Source organism: Mongoliibacter ruber (assembly GCF_003003005.1).
GTDB lineage: Bacteria > Bacteroidota > Bacteroidia > Cytophagales > Cyclobacteriaceae > Mongoliibacter > Mongoliibacter ruber.
Genome location: NZ_PVTR01000008.1, coordinates 124208 through 141096, shown reverse-complemented (window position 1 = coordinate 141096; position 16889 = coordinate 124208). Strand labels below are relative to the sequence as shown.

General features: G+C 39.5%; 16 protein-coding genes. 12 read left to right on the top strand and 4 right to left on the bottom strand.

The window, feature by feature from the left end:
• Position 1 precedes the first annotated feature (1 nt).
• The 10 genes from infA to CLW00_RS14260 all read left to right on the top strand — a co-directional run bounded on the left by infA (position 2) and on the right by CLW00_RS14260 (position 9292).
• Positions 2–220, top strand: coding sequence for a translation initiation factor IF-1 (gene infA, locus CLW00_RS14305; protein WP_009034195.1), 219 nt, complete (start codon positions 2–4; stop codon positions 218–220).
• 89 nt (positions 221–309) lie between these two features.
• Positions 310–426 (top strand): 50S ribosomal protein L36, encoded by a 117-nt coding sequence (gene rpmJ, locus CLW00_RS14300; protein WP_092174341.1) that lies wholly within the window; start codon positions 310–312, stop codon positions 424–426.
• Positions 427–431: 5 nt separating this feature from the next.
• A complete protein-coding gene (gene rpsM, locus CLW00_RS14295) occupies positions 432–809 on the top strand; it encodes a 30S ribosomal protein S13 (RefSeq protein ID WP_106134381.1) in 378 nt (125 codons plus the stop codon).
• 15 nt (positions 810–824) lie between these two features.
• Positions 825–1223: a 30S ribosomal protein S11 gene (gene rpsK, locus CLW00_RS14290; RefSeq protein ID WP_084118500.1), complete on the top strand. Its 399-nt coding sequence runs from the start codon at positions 825–827 to the stop codon at positions 1221–1223.
• Between the two features lie 20 nt (positions 1224–1243).
• A complete protein-coding gene (rpsD, locus tag CLW00_RS14285) occupies positions 1244–1846 on the top strand; it encodes a 30S ribosomal protein S4 (RefSeq protein ID WP_106134380.1) in 603 nt (200 codons plus the stop codon).
• Between the two features lie 31 nt (positions 1847–1877).
• Positions 1878–2867 carry a DNA-directed RNA polymerase subunit alpha gene (locus CLW00_RS14280; protein WP_106134379.1) on the top strand — a complete coding sequence of 330 codons (990 nt, stop codon included), beginning with the start codon at positions 1878–1880 and terminating at the stop codon, positions 2865–2867.
• A gap of 5 nt (positions 2868–2872) precedes the next feature.
• The gene (gene rplQ, locus CLW00_RS14275; protein WP_106134378.1) at positions 2873–3400 is read left to right on the top strand and encodes a 50S ribosomal protein L17; all 528 of its coding nucleotides are present in this window, start codon (positions 2873–2875) and stop codon (positions 3398–3400) included.
• Positions 3401–3528: 128 nt separating this feature from the next.
• Entirely contained in the window at positions 3529–4623 is a 1095-nt protein-coding gene (gene carA, locus CLW00_RS14270; protein WP_106134377.1) for a glutamine-hydrolyzing carbamoyl-phosphate synthase small subunit, read from the top strand.
• A gap of 25 nt (positions 4624–4648) precedes the next feature.
• Positions 4649–5932 (top strand): phosphopyruvate hydratase, encoded by a 1284-nt coding sequence (eno, locus tag CLW00_RS14265; RefSeq protein WP_106134376.1) that lies wholly within the window; start codon positions 4649–4651, stop codon positions 5930–5932.
• Between the two features lie 129 nt (positions 5933–6061).
• A complete protein-coding gene (locus CLW00_RS14260) occupies positions 6062–9292 on the top strand; it encodes a S41 family peptidase (protein ID WP_106134375.1) in 3231 nt (1076 codons plus the stop codon).
• 80 nt (positions 9293–9372) lie between these two features.
• Here the strand turns inward: CLW00_RS14260 and CLW00_RS14255 are convergent, their stop codons facing one another.
• The 4 genes from CLW00_RS14255 to CLW00_RS14240 all read right to left on the bottom strand — a co-directional run bounded on the left by CLW00_RS14255 (position 9373) and on the right by CLW00_RS14240 (position 13491).
• On the bottom strand, positions 9373–10083 hold the full coding sequence (locus CLW00_RS14255) for a hypothetical protein (protein WP_106134374.1): 711 nt from the start codon (positions 10081–10083) through the stop codon (positions 9373–9375).
• A gap of 158 nt (positions 10084–10241) precedes the next feature.
• Positions 10242–10949, bottom strand: coding sequence for a gluconate 2-dehydrogenase subunit 3 family protein (locus tag CLW00_RS14250; RefSeq protein WP_106134373.1), 708 nt, complete (start codon positions 10947–10949; stop codon positions 10242–10244).
• Positions 10950–10960: 11 nt separating this feature from the next.
• Positions 10961–12703, bottom strand: a complete 1743-nt coding sequence (locus CLW00_RS14245; RefSeq protein ID WP_106134372.1) for a GMC family oxidoreductase — start codon at positions 12701–12703, stop codon at positions 10961–10963.
• Between the two features lie 101 nt (positions 12704–12804).
• Positions 12805–13491 (bottom strand): arylesterase, encoded by a 687-nt coding sequence (locus tag CLW00_RS14240; protein WP_106134371.1) that lies wholly within the window; start codon positions 13489–13491, stop codon positions 12805–12807.
• A gap of 158 nt (positions 13492–13649) precedes the next feature.
• On the opposite strand from CLW00_RS14240, the gene CLW00_RS14235 reads away from it, so the two are divergent.
• Positions 13650–14327: an ABC transporter ATP-binding protein gene (locus tag CLW00_RS14235; RefSeq protein WP_106134370.1), complete on the top strand. Its 678-nt coding sequence runs from the start codon at positions 13650–13652 to the stop codon at positions 14325–14327.
• Positions 14320–16839, top strand: coding sequence for an ABC transporter permease (locus CLW00_RS14230; protein ID WP_106134369.1), 2520 nt, complete (start codon positions 14320–14322; stop codon positions 16837–16839). The genes CLW00_RS14235 and CLW00_RS14230 overlap by 8 nt, the downstream gene beginning before the upstream one ends.
• The last annotated feature ends 50 nt before the right edge of the window (positions 16840–16889 follow it).

The window sequence follows — 16889 nt, the reverse complement described above, 5'->3', positions numbered from 1 at the left end:
TATGGCTAAGCAGACATCTATAGAGCAAGATGGAACAATAGTAGAGGCCTTGTCCAATGCTATGTTTAAAGTGGAACTTGAGAATGGACATCAATTGATTGCCCATATTTCAGGGAAAATGAGGATGAATTATATAAAAATTCTTCCGGGCGATAAAGTGAAGCTAGAGCTATCTCCATATGATTTATCAAAAGGGAGAATAGTTTACAGATATAAGTAAAATGTCATGAAGTTTGTCAAGGTGAGATAATTAAATCCTATCAAATCGAGATAAATTCCATGTGGCGGTCAAAATTAAATTAAAGACACATGAAAGTTAAGGCATCAGTTAAGAAGAGAAGTGTTGACTGTAAAGTGATCAGAAGAAAAGGTAAACTTTACGTGATCAACAAAAAGAATCCTAAGTTTAAACAAAGACAAGGTTAATCATTATGGCAAGAATTGCAGGTGTTGACATACCAGACAACAAACGTGGTGAGATTGGCTTGACCTACATATTCGGTATAGGTAGGAATTCAGCCAAAGCGATCCTAAACAAAGCAGGAATTTCTTTAGACAAGAAAGCCGGGGAGTGGGACGACGAAGAGTCGACTGCTATTAGAAATATCATCGCTGATGAATTCAGAACAGAGGGAGCTTTGAAATCTGAGATTCAGTTGAACATCAAAAGATTGATGGATATTGGTTGTTATAGAGGTTTGAGACATAGAAAGGGTCTTCCCGTTCGAGGTCAAAAAACCAAAAACAATGCAAGAACTAGAAAAGGTAAGAGAAAAACTGTTGCTAACAAGAAGAAGGCAACTAAATAAATCTTGAATTAGATTATGGCTCAGAAAAGAAACGATAAAGCTAAAGGTAAAAAAAGAGTTGTTAAAGTTGAAGCGGTAGGCCAAGTGCATATCAAAGCTTCTTTTAACAATATTATCATCTCTATTACCAATAATTCAGGTCAGGTTATTTCTTGGGCTTCTGCCGGTAAAATGGGTTTCAGAGGTTCCAAAAAGAATACTCCTTATGCTGCACAAATGGCTGCTCAAAATTGTGGTCAAGTTGCATATGATTTGGGTTTGAGAAAAATTGAGGTTTTTGTAAAAGGTCCAGGTGCAGGTAGAGAATCTGCAATCCGAACTTTACAAAATGTAGGTCTAGATGTAACTACTATTGTTGATGTGACGCCACTTCCTCACAACGGATGTCGTCCTCCAAAACGTAGAAGAGTATAATTTCTTAAAGAAGATATAGAATGGCAAGATATACAGGTCCAAAGGCAAAAATCGCCAGAAGATTCGGTGAGCCTATCGAAGGATATAGCAAAGCTCTCCAAAAGAAAAATTACCCTCCAGGACAACATGGTAGGGGCAGAAGAAAAAAGCAATCTGAATATGCTATTCAGCTTGCAGAAAAGCAAAAAGCCAAGTACATCTATGGAGTACTTGAAAGACAATTTGCCAAAATGTTTGACATTGCTTCAAGAAAGCAAGGTATAACTGGCGAAAACTTACTTCAATTGCTTGAGTCAAGATTAGACAACACTGTATTCAGACTAGGCATTGCTCCTACAAGAAGAGGTGCTAGACAGTTGGTTTCTCATAAGCACATTCTTGTGAATGGTGAAGTGGTAAATATCCCTTCATATTCCTTGAAGCCAGGTGATGTTATTTCCGTAAGAGAACGTTCTAAGTCTCTGGAAGCTATCACCACAAGCTTAGCTGGAAAAACTAACCGTTACACTTGGTTAGAGTGGGATAACTCCTCTTTAGCAGGTAAGTTTGTCTCTGTTCCTACTAGAGATGATATTCCAGAGAATATCAAGGAACAGTTGATCGTCGAACTTTACTCTAAATAATTAACTTTCAGACTTAAATAGAACTATTGATATGTCCATACTAGCATTTCAAATGCCCGAGAAAGTGGTGATGGAAAAGGCCGATGACTTCCACGGCTTATTCACCTTCAAGCCACTAGAGAAGGGCTATGGGGTCACCATAGGCAATGCCTTGAGAAGAATTCTTTTATCTTCTCTAGAAGGCTATGCCATTACTTCAGTGAAACTACCAGGTGTAGTGCACGAATTTTCCACTATCGAGGGTGTTGTAGAAGATGTGACTGATATCATTCTAAACCTGAAGCAAGTAAGATTCAAAAAAGTCCACGACTCTATTGATGGAAAAATTACTGTTGAGGTTTCTAATCAGTCTGTTTTCACTGCAGGAGATATTGCTAAGTTTACCACTTCATTTGAAGTTTTAAATCCAGACTTAGTAATATGTCACTTGGACGACAGTAAAAGTTTTGAAATTGAATTGACAGTGGAAAAAGGAAGAGGATATCTTCCAGCTGAAGAATCAAAACCTAAAGAGCAGGTTTTTGGTGTTATCCCGATTGATGCTATTTTCACTCCTATAAAAAATGTGAAATATAGTGTTGAAAATACAAGGGTTGAACAAAAAACCGATTTTGAAAAATTGATTCTTGAAGTTTCTACTGACGGATCAATCCACCCAGAAAAAGCGTTACAAGAGTCTGCGAAGATTTTGATTCAGCATTTCATGTTATTCTCTGACCAGACTATGGTTTTGGATTCAACTGGAATTTCTGAACCAGAGCCAATAGATGAAGAATTTCTTCATATGAGAAAGCTTCTTAAGACACCTCTAGGTGATCTGGATCTTTCCGTTCGCGCATTCAATTGTCTAAAAGCTGCTGATGTTAAATCCCTTGGGGATCTTGCCAGACTTGAAATTTCTGATATGATGAAGTTTAGAAATTTTGGTAAAAAATCCTTGGCTGAGCTTGAGCAGTTGATCCAAGAAAAAGGCTTGACCTTCGGAATGGACTTGTCTAAGTATAAACTTGATGAAGAATAAATAAAATGAGACACGGCAAGAAATTTAACCACCTTGGAAGGACAGCCAGTCACAGGAAAGCAATGCTTTCTAATATGGCTACATCCTTGATTCTTCACAGGCGTATTTCTACTACGCTTGCCAAGGCTAAAGAGCTAAGAAAATATGTAGAGCCTTTGATCACAAGGGCAAAAGAAGATACAACTCACAATAGAAGAGTGGCTTTTTCTTACCTTCAAAGTAAAGAAGGTATCAAAGCACTTTTCGGTGAAGTTGCTGAGAAAGTTGCCGCTAGAAATGGTGGTTACACCAGAATTATTAAAACTGGCTTCCGTTTAGGTGATAATGCAGAAATGTGTATCATTGAATTGGTCGACTTTAATGAGTTGATGTTGAAAGACGCAAAACCAGCGAAGAAGACAACCAGAAGAAGCAGAAGAAGCACTGGAAAATCAACTGATGCCAACGAGCAGGTTGCAGATGCAAAAGCTGATACTTCAGATGCTGATAATAAAGGTGCTGACGAGCAAAAAGAAGATAAATCTGAAGATTAATTCATGATATTTTCTTTAACATATAAAAGGGATTGGACTTTGGTTCAATCCCTTTTTTTATATCCAAGCCATTTACTTTAGGCCTCTTATTATAAAATAATTAACTTTGGTGAGTCCAATAAAACAAAATGAATAAACAAAAAGCAACCTTACTTCTTGCAGATGGTACCATGTTTAAAGGTACACTCATCGGAAGCCCCGGGACCAACGGCGGTGAAATTTGTTTCAACACCGGAATGACTGGTTATCAGGAGATTTACACAGATCCCTCTTATACGGGTCAAATAATAGTCTCGACTACTTCACATATCGGAAACTATGGTGTCATAGACACAGAGGTAGAGTCTCATTATCCCACTATTGCAGGGATAGTCGTGAATAGTTTTTCTGAAATTTATTCAAGGCTAGACGCTAGCGGCTCCTTACAAAATTATTTAGAAAAATATAATATTACTGGCATTGCAGATATTGATACCCGTAAGCTTGTAAGGCATATTCGCTCTAAGGGTGCCATGAATGCAATCATAAGTTCCGAATATGAAGAGGATTTGGCTGGTTTGAAAGCTCAGCTAAATCTTGTACCAGATATGAATGGCTTAGAGCTTAGCTCTCAGGTATGCACGAAGGAGCCTTTCTTTTTTGGTGATGAAGCGTCTCCTCTTAAGGTTGCCTGCCTTGATTTCGGTATAAAATTAAATATTCTCAGAAATTTGGCTGATAGAGGTGTTTATTGTAAAGTGTTCCCTGCTAAATCTACCCTTAAGGAATTGCAGGATTGGAATCCAGATGGTTATTTCCTTTCAAATGGCCCTGGCGATCCAGCAGTAATGGGATATGCAGTAAACACTACTAAAGAAATATTAGAAACTGGGAAGCCTGTTTTTGGTATTTGTCTTGGCCATCAGATTCTAGCTGAAGCTTGTGGTATTTCTACTTACAAGATGCATCACGGTCATAGAGGTCTCAATCATCCAATCAAGAATATTCTCACTGGTAAAAGTGAAATCACTTCTCAAAATCATGGTTTCGTGGTAAAAAGAGAAGATGTGGAAAATAGTGAAGTTGTGGAAATGACACATTACCACTTAAATGATAATACCGTCGCAGGAATTAAACTAAAAAATAAGCCTGCTTTTTCAGTTCAATATCATCCGGAGTCATCGCCTGGACCACATGATTCGCGGTACTTATTTGATGATTTTATATCCTTAATGAATAAATAATTAAAACTCTTAAACCTTTTAAATTATGACAGTGATTCAATCCATCCACGCTAGACAAATATTGGATTCTCGTGGAAATCCGACTATAGAAGTAGATGTATTTACAGAAACAGGTGCTTTTGGAAGAGCTGCAGTTCCTAGTGGAGCCTCTACAGGTGTAAATGAGGCTGTGGAATTGCGTGATGGTGATAAAAGTAAGTATCTTGGAAAAGGAGTCTTGAAAGCAGTTTCTAATGTCAATGATGTTATTGCTCCAGAACTTTTGGGTATGGATGTGTTTGAGCAAAACACCATAGATCAAATCATGATCAACCTTGATGGTACGCCAAACAAAAGCAAGCTTGGAGCAAATGCCATTCTGGGTGTTTCTCTAGCTGTAGCAAAAGCCGCTGCGATGGAAGCAGGTCAGCCACTTTTCAGATATGTAGGTGGTGTCAATGCCAATACTCTTCCTGTTCCAATGATGAATATCATCAATGGAGGTTCTCACTCCGATGCACCTATTGCATTTCAAGAGTTTATGATCCGCCCTGTAGGCGCTTCCAGCTTCTCTGAGGCAATCAGAATGGGTACAGAAGTGTTTCATCATTTGAAAAAAATTCTTCATGACAAGGGTTTGGTTACAGCTGTAGGTGATGAAGGTGGATTTGCACCAAACTTTTCCGGTGGTACTGAAGAAGCTCTGGGGAGTGTCTTAGAGGCTATCGAAAAAGCAGGTTATAAAGCTGGTGAAGAAATCACGATTGCACTTGATTGTGCAGCGTCCGAATTTTTTGTGGATGGAATGTATGACTACAAGAAATTCGAAGGGGATTCTGGACAAATTAGAAGTAGAGAAGAGCAAGTAGCTTATTTGGCTGAATTGACTGAGAAATATCCAATAGACTCAATTGAAGATGGCTTCGCTGAAGAAGATTGGCAAGGTTGGGCAATGTTGACTGCCAAAATTGGAGATAAAGTTCAACTTGTGGGTGATGATCTATTTGTTACCAACGTGAAATTCCTTGAAAGAGGCATTAAAGAAAGATCTGCTAATTCTATCCTGATCAAGGTAAATCAAATCGGAACTTTGACTGAAACTTTGAATGCTATTTCTATGGCGCATAAAGCTGGATTTACAGCTGTTATGTCTCATAGGTCTGGAGAGACAGAAGATTCTACTATTGCAGATTTGGCAGTAGCTGTAAACTGTGGTCAGATTAAAACAGGTTCAGCTTCCCGTTCAGACAGGATGGCCAAGTATAATCAATTGCTAAGAATTGAAGAACAATTGGGCGAAAGTGCTTATTTCCCGCAAAAAAAGGCTTGATATCCAAGTTGAATGTAAAAAATGAAAGGCAGCCTCATCAGGTTGCCTTTTTTTTGTCCCACTTATAAGGTATGAGTGGTACTTGTAGCGTGACTTTATTATATTTCAAGATAATCCAAATTATAATTTATGAGAATTTTAAGTTTACTAATCATTTTACTTGGTTATCAAGTTGGGGCTATGGCCCAGACTGAGCCTTTATGGCTGAGGTATCCAGCTATTTCACCTGATGGGAAAGAGATAGTTTTTGGATATAAAGGAGACTTGTTCAAAGTAGGTACCGATGGCGGTGTTGCAGCTCCTCTCACTTTACATGATGCGCATAATGCGATGCCTGTATGGAGTCCTGATGGCAGGCAAATTGCCTTTGCTAGCGATAGGTATGGGAATTTTGACGTGTATATCATTCCTTCATCAGGAGGAGAAGCAAAGCGCTTGACTTATCATTCGGGGAATGATATTCCTTGGGACTTCACACCTGACGGAAAGCAGGTTATTTTCAGTTCACCCAGAAACGATCTAAATACCTCTGTAAGGTTTCCCAATAAAGGTCTTTTTGGTAAGCTCTATTCAGTTCCGATAGAAGGAGGTAGAAGTATACTGCTTTCTACAGCTGGAATGCAAAATGCTTCATTTGATGGGGCCGGAGAAAGGATAGTCTTTCAAGACAGAAAGGGTTATGAAGATGAATGGAGAAAGCGGCATACCTCCTCTGTCACCCGCGACGTGTGGGTTTTTAATACAAAAGATGATTCGTACACCCAATTGAGTGATTTTGACGGGGAAGATAGAGAACCAGTATTCTCCAATGATGGCCAGTCTGTTTTTTACCTGAGTGAAAAAAACGGGGCACAAAACATTTTTAAGAAAAATTTGGCCTCGGGAAACGAAACTCAACTGACAGAATTTGAAAATCATCCGGTAAGGCATCTTAGCAGGTCAAATAATGACATCCTTACTTTTTCTTGGAATGGAGAAATATATACTTTGAAAGAAGGTGAATCACCTCAAAAAGTCAATATCCAAATATTTGGTGACTTCAGGGGTAGAGAGGAAAAGATAGTATCTGTGAATAGCGGTGCTACAGAAATGGCCTTGTCTCCCAATGGTAAAGAGGTGGCTTTTGTTTTTAGGGGTGAGGTTTTTGTCACATCAGTGGATAATAACCAAACCAAGAGGATTACCAATTCTCCAGCTCAGGAGAGAATGCTCAGCTGGGGGGAAGATGGTAGGACGCTTTTCTATTCTACAGAGAGAGGCGAAAGCTGGGACATTTACAAAGCGTCTATCTCAAGGAGTGAGGAGCCATATTTTTTTGCAGCAACACTGATCAATGAGGAACCTGTCATTGCTTCGGAAAAGGATGAGTTTCAGCCTTTGGTGTCACCTGATGGAAAAGAGATAGCCTATTTGGAAGAAAGAAATATCCTTAAAGTATACAACTTAGAAAAAAAGACTTCCAGAACAATTATTCCAGCTGGAGAGAATTTCTCGTATGCAGATGGGGATCAAGATTTTACTTGGAGTCCTGACAGTAAGTGGATTGTTGCCAAAAATGCAATGGGTCTTTATGGTGCAAGCCATATGGTGCTTTATGATGCACAAGGCCAAAAAGAAGGAGTCAACTTGACAAACAGTGGGTTTTCAGATGGTCGAGGCAGATTTGCCATGAATGGGAAAGCATTGGTCTGGACCAATGACAAGGATGGTAAAAAACCTCTAGCATTACAAGGGGCAAGAGAACTCGATATTTACGCTATTTTCTTTGATCAACCCGCATTTGATAAATTCAAACTGGGAAAAGCAGAATATGATCTATTGAAGGATCAGGAGAAAAAAGATAAAGATGACAAAAAAGATGCTGATAAAAAGTCTGATGAAAAAAACAAGGTTGAACCACTTGAATTGAATTTAGAGGGATTGGAAAACCGTAAGTTGAGGTTGACCACAGGCTCCTTGAACTTGACTTCTTTTGACATGTCTCCGGATGGAGATAAGCTTTATTTTATGGCAAGATTTGAGGATAAATATGATGTTTGGGTTCTTGATACCAGGACCAAAGAATTGAAATCCTTGGCAAAAACAAATTCGGGTCCAGGCAGTATTGAGCTTGATAAAGAGGGTAAAAATCTCTTCGTATTGGCAAATGGGCGACTGTCAAAAATTGAAACCGGAAGCGGAAAAGTTTCTAACATTGGTGTCAATGAAGAGATGGTATTGGATGCTACTGCCGAAAGAGAGTATATATTTCACCATGCTTGGAGACAGGTAAAAAAGAAATTTTATGATACAGAACTGCATGGAGTTGATTGGGAAATGTATAGAGAATCTTATGCTAGATTTTTGCCGCACATAAACAATAATTACGATTTCCAGGAATTGCTCAGTGAAGTTTTAGGAGAGCTTAATGGCTCGCATACCGGGGGCAGGTATTCTCACAGGGCTGAAAATGGAGATCAAACAGCTTCTTTGGGATTGTTCTATGACGAAAGCTTGCAAAGCTCTGGTTTGAAAATCACAGAAGTGATCACTGGAGGACCATTGGATAAGGCAGGAAGCAAAGTCAAGGCAGGCAATGTGATAGAGAAAATCGACGGTATCGAGTTAGACGTCAACTTGGATTGGAATAAAACCCTAAATAGAAAAGCTGATAAGAATGTGTTGCTATCCCTTTATGACCCGAAGGAAAACACCAGGTGGGAAGAGATCGTGAAGCCCATCGCAATGGGAGCGGAAAATCAACTTCTTTACAAAAGATGGGTAGAGACCATGCGTACTATGGTGGATAGCTTGAGCAATGGACGCATTGGATATGTCCATGTTCAAGGGATGAATGACAATAGTTTCAGAACCGTATATGACGAAGTCCTAGGTAAAAATGCTGACAAAGAGGCTTTGATAGTAGATACACGATTCAACGGAGGTGGCTGGTTACATGAGGATCTTTCCACTTTCTTAGATGGTAAACCCTACGCTACTTTTAGACCTTATGGCTTCGTTGCGAGAGGTGGTGAGCCAAGAGATAAATGGTCTAGGCCAAGTGTGGTAGTGATGAGTGAGAGCAATTACTCTGATGCACACGCATTTCCATATGCGTATAGGGCCAAAGGTATCGGTAAACTGATCGGTATGCCTGTCCCAGGGACAAGTACTGCTGTTTGGTGGGAAACACAAATTGATCCTACTATTGTTTTTGGGATTCCAATGATTGCATTCTATGGTATTGAAGAGGATAGACCTTTGGAAAACCTGCAATTGGAGCCGGATATTAAGGTAGCAACACCATTTGAAGAAGTGCTGTTCGGAAAAGACGCTCAGATTGAGGCGGCTGTTGAAGAACTTTTGAAACAGGTGAAATAACCAAAAGGGGTGCCGACCGGCACCCCTTTTTTCTTATATATGGTTTTTGACAGCTTTAATTCTGGAAAAAATATCTGAAATCAATTCTTTTTCAAAAGATAAGCTCTGAACATTTTTTCGTCTTTGATTTCCTTTGTCAACAATATATAGTCACTGTTGAATCCAATGACTTCATAGGTGTCCGATATGATTATACCTGTCGGTTTGGGGGTTTTAGCAATGATGAAGACTTTTCCGTTTTTAGAAGTCAGCTCTGTATTTGAATCTACTCTCAATATGCTTCCAGAGCCAAAATTAGCATGCTTTGCGCCAAAAGTATTTCTATTTGTAGTCATTGTTTGTGTTGCAGTGAATCTGTTGTTTTGGATAACTGAACGTACCTGGTTTTCACTGATTATATTACTGTCTTCTTTATAAAATATTGCCTGGTAGCTAAAGAGACGACCTAGGAAAAGTGAAGTCAAACCTATTCCATCATCAGGGAGTCTTTTGGTTATCAAGACATGAGAAGCCCCTCTTACAGTTGCCTCTTCTAAAAGTTTTCTTTTTGCTCGGGAGTTTAAATTGTTCATGGCTGAAAACAGGGTTACTCCTCTGGCTTTAGAGTATGCTTCACCTATCTTCACTAAACCACTGACCTCACTGAAATCATCCAAAATGGTAATGTCATCTGTCTTGGTAAAACCTTGAAGATTTTCAAATTTATTTATCAGTTGGGCTTCTGAGCTGTTTAAGAAAGAAAAAAATGTAAAGATCAATGCTAAGGGGATGGTTTTTTTGTAGTTGTTCATTTGTTGATTAATTGTTTTTGTTTTAGACGTATTTGGATTAAAAAAGTAGGTAGGATTGACTGAAAGTTTAAAAACAAAGAGGTAACCGGCTCATAATAAGTTGAAAAAAATTAAAAAAGAGACCCTATCGATAGAGATAGGGTCTGGTAAGTTTCTATTTAGCCAATGAGGTTGCCTTCATCATCCCAGACAGCCACGGTGCCCCTTTCCTCTGGTTTGAGGTAGTAGGGCAAGTATTTTTCAGGTAATTCTACACCATGTTTTTGCATGACATCTTTTGGGACGCCATCCCAAGCATTGGCAACATTGCCTTTGTAGCCCAGGTAATTGAATCCCATTTCGGTAGTGAAAAACCCCGTAGCGGTAAGATTTCTAAGGATATTGAAGAAGTTAACAGCGCCTTTTATTTCCGGAGAGGCTTTATCAGGCCATGCGATCAAGTCAATTATTTCCATCCTTTCATTTTCAGAAAGCTCAAGGAAGGTTTTCCCATAATGATCATTACCGTAACTGTCCAGCCACATCATACCTCCCCTCATGGGAGTTTGATAGGAAGGAGAATCTTTCATCATAAATTCAATAAAATCGGGAACTCCAGCCTCCGTTGCGCTTCCTGATTCATCGTCAGCGGGCATTATTATGTCTACCAGTATATCCAGTTTTTTTCTTTCTTCCTGTGTGAAAAATGTTTCCGAAAGGAGTTGTTGGTCTCTTTCTATCTCCGCTTCAATTCGGCCTCCTGGCGTTCCTCCGGCAATTTTGGGAGAAAGATCAGCTTGTTTGTCTTCTGGGGTACAATTGGTCAACAATAATCCAGAAGCCAATGATCCGGTAAAAAGGAGCTTTAGGTTTTCTCTTCTATTCATTGTTCAAGGATTTAAATGTTTTTCTTTTTCAATTCACTGACGATGTAATCAGATGTTCTCCATGCCAGAGCCAAGATGGTCCAAGTGGGATTTTTGTCAGCCTGTGATACAAAAGGACCTGCGTCAACTACAAAGAGGTTTTTACAATCATGTGCTTGGCAATTACTATTCAATACTGATGTGTCAGGATTATCACCCATTCTTGTTGTGCCTACTTCGTGAATGATCCTACCGGGTGTTGCAAGGCCATACATAGTTTCAGGTCCAGGTTTTTTGCCTAGTAAGGTGGCACCAGACTCTGTCAGGATCTCCTCAAAAGTATCTTGCATATGTTTCGCCTGTTTGATTTCTTGATCAGTCCATTGGTAATGGAATTTCAATACAGGGATACCATACTTATCAACTACATTGTTATCAATTTCACAGTAGTTGGAGTATTGTGGTATGCTTTCACCTCTTCCTGACATTCCAAGAGTTGAACCATAGATCCTTCGAATGTCTTTTTTGAGTCCTTCACCATACCCTCCGTTTGGACTTGGGTTGCCAAATTCATCCTTCAAATATTTTCTCATGGTATCCATGGAAAAGCCAATGCCATAGGATGGCATGGTCATTCCACCCCAATATTCAATATGGTATCCTCTAGCAAAGTCAAGCTTCTTATTTTCAAGCCACCATGGAGTGTATACATGCATCCCTCCGACACCATCTTCATTATACCTCTCTCTGTCAATCAAGTCAGGCATGATACCCATCCTGTCAGCACCAGTAGAATCATGCAGATACCTACCTACCATTCCACTGGTGTTCCCCACACCGTTTGGATGAGTTTTTGACTTTGAGTTGAGCATGATACGTGCGGATTCACAAGCAGATGCACCCAGTACTACCACCCTTGAGCGTAGTTTGTATTCTTTCATATCTACCTTGCTAATGAAGGACACACCAGTGGCATTTCCTTTTTCATCAGTAGTTACAGACCTTACCATTGCTTGGGTATACAATTCTACGTTTCCTTTTTGCATAGCGGGCTTTACCAGACATGTGCCTGATGAAAAATCAGCATAAGCTTGACACGCCCTATTACATTGATTGCAAAAAAAACAAACTCCCCGCTCGTTGTTAATAGGTCGGGTAAGCATAGAAAGCCTTCCTGGAATTACAGGCATATTGGATTTTTTCGCTCCTTTCATGATATATAATTCATGAAGTCTTGGTTTAGGAGGGGGTAAGAAAAAGCCATCGGGTTCATTGTATATCCCTTCCTTTGACCCAAATACACCTATGAGTTTATCAACCCGGTCATAATATGGCTTTAGGTCATCATAGCCAATAGGCCAGTTGTCACCTAAGCCATCTATACTTTTTCTTTTGAAATCATTTGGCCCAAATCTCAGGGAAATTCTACCCCAGTGATTGGTTCGGCCACCTACCATTCTTGATCTAAACCAATCGAAGGATGTGCCTTGCGCCCTAGTATAGGGCTCCCCTTCAATATCCCAGCCACCAATGGCTTGATCAAAATCTCCAAAAGGACGAATTCTAGTTCCTGCTCCCCGTCTAGGGGATTCCCAAGATGGGCGTAGTTGCGTTCTGTCTTCATCTTTAGCTGGATCGAAGTCTTTCCCAGCTTCTAATACGGCTACAGAAAGACCTGCTTCAGAAAGTATCTTTGAGGCCATACCTCCTCCAGCACCTGAGCCTACAATAATTACATCATAAGTTTCACTCGAAGACTTGATTTCAAAGCTCATGTTTTCTAATTTTTTTATTATGTTTTGGAAAGTTCTGTAAAAATTTTCTTAAATCAAATTGGCTTACAAAAAAATACACCTCCTCATGAACTAAATACAACCTACCTTTTGACCAACTCTTTTAAGTAGGGCCAGACATTTTCCACTACAATTTTATGACCTTCTTCTGTGGGGTGAATTCCATCTCTTAAGTTTAATTCCGGATCTCCCGCCACCCCCTCTAGCATAAATGGGATCAACTGAACACTTTCCTCTTCAGCCACTTGTGGATAGATTTCTCTAAACTGCTCAGTATATTCCTGACCCATATTTGGCGGAATCTGCATGCCTGCTAAAAGAATCTTGGTACTTGGAAATTTATTTTTGACTGTATTTATTATAGCCTTTAGGTTTTTTTTGGTTTCATCCAATGCAATTCCTCTGAGGCCATCATTACCGCCCAATTCCAGAATAAAAATTTCAGGTTCTTCTTCCAAAAACCAGTCTAATCTGCTCAAACCTCCTGCGGTGGTTTCTCCACTAAGTCCTCCATTGATGACACGGTAGTTGTATCCAAGGCTATCTAATCTTTCGCCTAATAATGCAGGAAAAGCTTCATCTTCTTCGATACCATAACCGGCGGTTAGACTGTTGCCGAAAAACAGAATAGTAGGTTTGGATTCTTGTACCAGTTCTTCGGTTTCTTCATTTGATTGTTCATCGATTTTTCCCTGTCCGCAAGAATAAAATAAAAAAGTGGAAACTATCACTATAATTGAAATACCTTGTTTAGGGTATCTTAATTTCATTAAATCCATACTGTTGTTCAAAATTTAAGTTAAAATATTTCTTGAGATGATGTTTTTCTTAAATATAATAGTTGGCTATATAAGGAACCTTTATATTGATTCAACAATTTAACAGTATTAAGGTTAAGGGCAATCATCGATTTATCTAATTACTATTTATGGCAATACTTGCAGTCAAAAATGTTTCAAAAACATACAAAAGCGGAAATAGATCACTGACCGTTTTGGATAATGTTAATTTTTCAGTGGAACCAGGACAAAGCATCGCTATAGTAGGGCCATCCGGAAGTGGGAAAACCACGCTGTTGGGTCTTTGCGCTGGACTGGATGCTGCGAGTCAGGGTTCTGTGATGCTTGTAGATCGGGCATTGGAAGATTTGAATGAGGATGAAAGGGCTGAAGTCAGAAGCCAAAATATAGGCTTTATATTTCAAAATTTTCAACTCTTGCCCACACTCACTGCTCTTGAAAATGTAATGGTTCCGCTGGAACTCAAAAAAAGGAAAGACGCAAGAGAAAAAGCTACTGAATTACTCAAAAAAGTAGGGCTTGAAGATCGAATGACCCATTACCCTACACAGCTTTCCGGCGGTGAACAACAACGTGTTTCTATTGCTAGAGCTTTTGCCAATGAACCTAAGATTCTTTTTGCGGATGAACCTACCGGTAATCTTGATACGGAGACCGGAGAAATGATTGAGGATTTGATCTTTCAGTTGAATCAGGATCAAGGAACCACATTAGTGCTGGTTACTCATGACCTTGATTTGGCCAAAAGAACAAACAGAATTATCAATATCAAGGGCGGTAAAGTACAGGAGGCTCACAATGGGTAAGAATGCCTGGGTATTCAAAATGGCAATGAGAGATTTTAGGAAAAATTTCTCCAAGCTTATGCTTTTTGTTTCTGCAATGGTGGTGGGGATTGCTGCCTTGGTTGCAATCAGTTCCTTTGGAGACAACCTTAGTAAAGACATCGACAGTCAGGCGAAAGAATTGTTGGGTGCCGACCTGGTTTTGGGAAACAATCAACCCATTGGCAAACAGGAAGCCGACAGCTTGGCAATAGCAATTTCTGAAGAAGTCAATTTTGCCAGTATGGTAGCTTTCCCTGCTACAGGAGAAAGTAGGCTTACCCAAGTAAGAGCACTCGATGGTGGTTTCCCTTTCTATGGTGAATTGGAAACGGTCCCCTCGCAAGCAGAAAGCACCTTCAGACAAGGAGGAAGGAAGGCCTTGGTAGAAAAAATTCTAATGGCTCAATTCAATGCAGTCGTTGGTGATAGCATTAAGGTCGGTGAATTGACTTTTGTGATCGAAGGAGAGTTGCAAAAAGTGCCAGGTCAGACGGGAATCACTGCCACAGTAGCGCCAGCTGTATATATTCCAATGGAATATGCAGAAGCTACTGGTCTGATTCAATATGGAAGTCGGCTCAATTATCAGAAATATTATCAGTTGTCGGATGAATTGTCCGCTGAAGCAGTGATCAAAATATATGAGGAAAAATGGGAAGAGGAGAAAATAAGCAGTACCACAGTAGAGAGCAGGAGGAATCAAACGGGAAGATCATTTGAGAATCTTGCAAACTTCTTAAGTTTGGTGGCATTTATTGCTCTCCTTTTAGGCTGTGTGGGGGTTGCCTCGGCAGTTAATGTCTTTGTAAAAGAAAAACTTGCCTCAGTCGCCGTTCTGAGATGTCTTGGTGTTTCTTCTTGGGTAGCCATGAAAATATATCTTTTGCAAATTTTGATCATGGGGCTTTTTGGATCCATCCTTGGCGCCTTTCTTGGCACTTTATTGCAATTTGCATTACCTTCTGTTTTTGCTGATTTTCTTCCAGTGGAGGTAAGTATAAGTATTGCATGGACAAGTGTTGCGTTTGGGTTGATTACAGGTCTCTTTGTATCCATCCTTTTTGGTTTATTGCCTCTTTTGAAAATCAGGAAAGTGTCTCCCATGGCAACCTTGAGACCTGGCGGCAATGAGATAAGTCTAAGAGCAGACAAATGGAGGTGGTTAGTCATTTTGAGTATCTTATTGTTCATTTTTGGCTTTAGTTATTTTCTTCTTGATGGGTGGAAAATTGCTGCAGGTTTTACAGGGTTTATAATTTTTGCGTTTGCAGTATTATGGTCCGTAGCCTTGTTTATCATGTGGTCAATAAGAAGGTTTTTGCCAATATCCTTAAGGTACACCCTGAGACAATCTTTATCCAACCTATACAGGCCAAATAATCAGACAGTTTCTTTGATCGCAACCATAGGTTTAGGCACTGCTATGATCAGTACACTGTTCTTTGTTCAAGGACAGTTGTTAGACGAAGTGAAGTTTGCTGACAAGGAAGATCAACCCAACATGTTACTTTTCGATATTCAGACACGCCAGGTAGAATCAGTAGTGGCTTCTTTACAGAAAAGGGATTTGCCCATTCTGCAACAGGTACCCATTGTTACCATGGCGCTGGAATCGATCAATGGATTAAGTAAAAAAGTCAATGACACCCTTCCTGATGAAGAAAGAAGGTCAAGAGGATTGTACAACAGGGAGTTTAGGGTGACTTACAGGGATACATTGATCAGTTCAGAAAGACTTGTAAAAGGAGAGCTCAGAAGAGTAGAAAATGCGGGAGATTCCATATTTGTATCATTTGATGAGGGATATGCATCGCGAACAGGTATAAAATTAGGAGACGAGATTATTTTCAATGTACAAGGAAGGCCTATCAAGACCTATGTAGGTAGCTTTAGAGATGTCAAATTCAATCAGGTTTCCACCAATTTCCTTGTTCTTTTTCCTGAAAAAGTATTGGATAATGCACCTAAATTTCATGTGGTGATTACCAAGACTAAAAACGATCGGCAGGCTGCAGATGTACAGGCAGAGATAGTGAGGGAATACCCCAATATTTCAGTAGTAAACCTTGGAGCCATAGTTGAAACTTTGGAAGAGATTCTATCAAAAATTGGCTTTGTGATTCAGTTTATGGCTTTCTTTAGTATTGCTACAGGAATTGTTGTATTGATAAGTTCGCTGATTATAAGTAAATATCAGCGGATGAGGGAAAGCATTCTACTAAGGACCTTGGGGGCAAGTTCAAAAAAAGTAACTACGATCAATACTTTAGAATATTTCTTTTTGGGTTCTTTGGCGTCATTGAGTGGAATTCTGCTTTCCTATTTGGCGGCATTTCTTTTAAGTCAATTTGTGTTTCAATTACCATTTAGGCCTGTACTGAAGGAAGCAATTGTTGTTTATTTGGCAATTACTATACTTACCGTATTCTTAGGATGGCTCAATGGAAGCAAAATTATAAAGAGGCCTCCAATGGAAATATTAAGAGAATAGTTTTGAATTCATGTTATTTTCTCCATATTTGACTTTCATTATTTATATAG

Excerpts from the sequence above, each read along its gene's own strand:
- infA (WP_009034195.1), top strand. The coding sequence starts at position 2 with ATGGCTAAGCAGACATCTATAGAGCAAGATGGAACAATAGTAGAGGCC.
- rpmJ (WP_092174341.1), top strand. The coding sequence starts at position 310 with ATGAAAGTTAAGGCATCAGTTAAGAAGAGAAGTGTTGACTGTAAAGTG.
- rpsM (WP_106134381.1), top strand. The coding sequence starts at position 432 with ATGGCAAGAATTGCAGGTGTTGACATACCAGACAACAAACGTGGTGAG.
- rpsK (WP_084118500.1), top strand. The coding sequence starts at position 825 with ATGGCTCAGAAAAGAAACGATAAAGCTAAAGGTAAAAAAAGAGTTGTT.
- rpsD (WP_106134380.1), top strand. The coding sequence starts at position 1,244 with ATGGCAAGATATACAGGTCCAAAGGCAAAAATCGCCAGAAGATTCGGT.
- CLW00_RS14280 (WP_106134379.1), top strand. The coding sequence starts at position 1,878 with ATGTCCATACTAGCATTTCAAATGCCCGAGAAAGTGGTGATGGAAAAG.
- rplQ (WP_106134378.1), top strand. The coding sequence starts at position 2,873 with ATGAGACACGGCAAGAAATTTAACCACCTTGGAAGGACAGCCAGTCAC.
- carA (WP_106134377.1), top strand. The coding sequence starts at position 3,529 with ATGAATAAACAAAAAGCAACCTTACTTCTTGCAGATGGTACCATGTTT.
- eno (WP_106134376.1), top strand. The coding sequence starts at position 4,649 with ATGACAGTGATTCAATCCATCCACGCTAGACAAATATTGGATTCTCGT.
- CLW00_RS14260 (WP_106134375.1), top strand. The coding sequence starts at position 6,062 with ATGAGAATTTTAAGTTTACTAATCATTTTACTTGGTTATCAAGTTGGG.
- CLW00_RS14255 (WP_106134374.1), bottom strand. The coding sequence starts at position 10,083 with ATGAACAACTACAAAAAAACCATCCCCTTAGCATTGATCTTTACATTT.
- CLW00_RS14250 (WP_106134373.1), bottom strand. The coding sequence starts at position 10,949 with ATGAATAGAAGAGAAAACCTAAAGCTCCTTTTTACCGGATCATTGGCT.
- CLW00_RS14245 (WP_106134372.1), bottom strand. The coding sequence starts at position 12,703 with ATGAGCTTTGAAATCAAGTCTTCGAGTGAAACTTATGATGTAATTATT.
- CLW00_RS14240 (WP_106134371.1), bottom strand. The coding sequence starts at position 13,491 with ATGAAATTAAGATACCCTAAACAAGGTATTTCAATTATAGTGATAGTT.
- CLW00_RS14235 (WP_106134370.1), top strand. The coding sequence starts at position 13,650 with ATGGCAATACTTGCAGTCAAAAATGTTTCAAAAACATACAAAAGCGGA.
- CLW00_RS14230 (WP_106134369.1), top strand. The coding sequence starts at position 14,320 with ATGGGTAAGAATGCCTGGGTATTCAAAATGGCAATGAGAGATTTTAGG.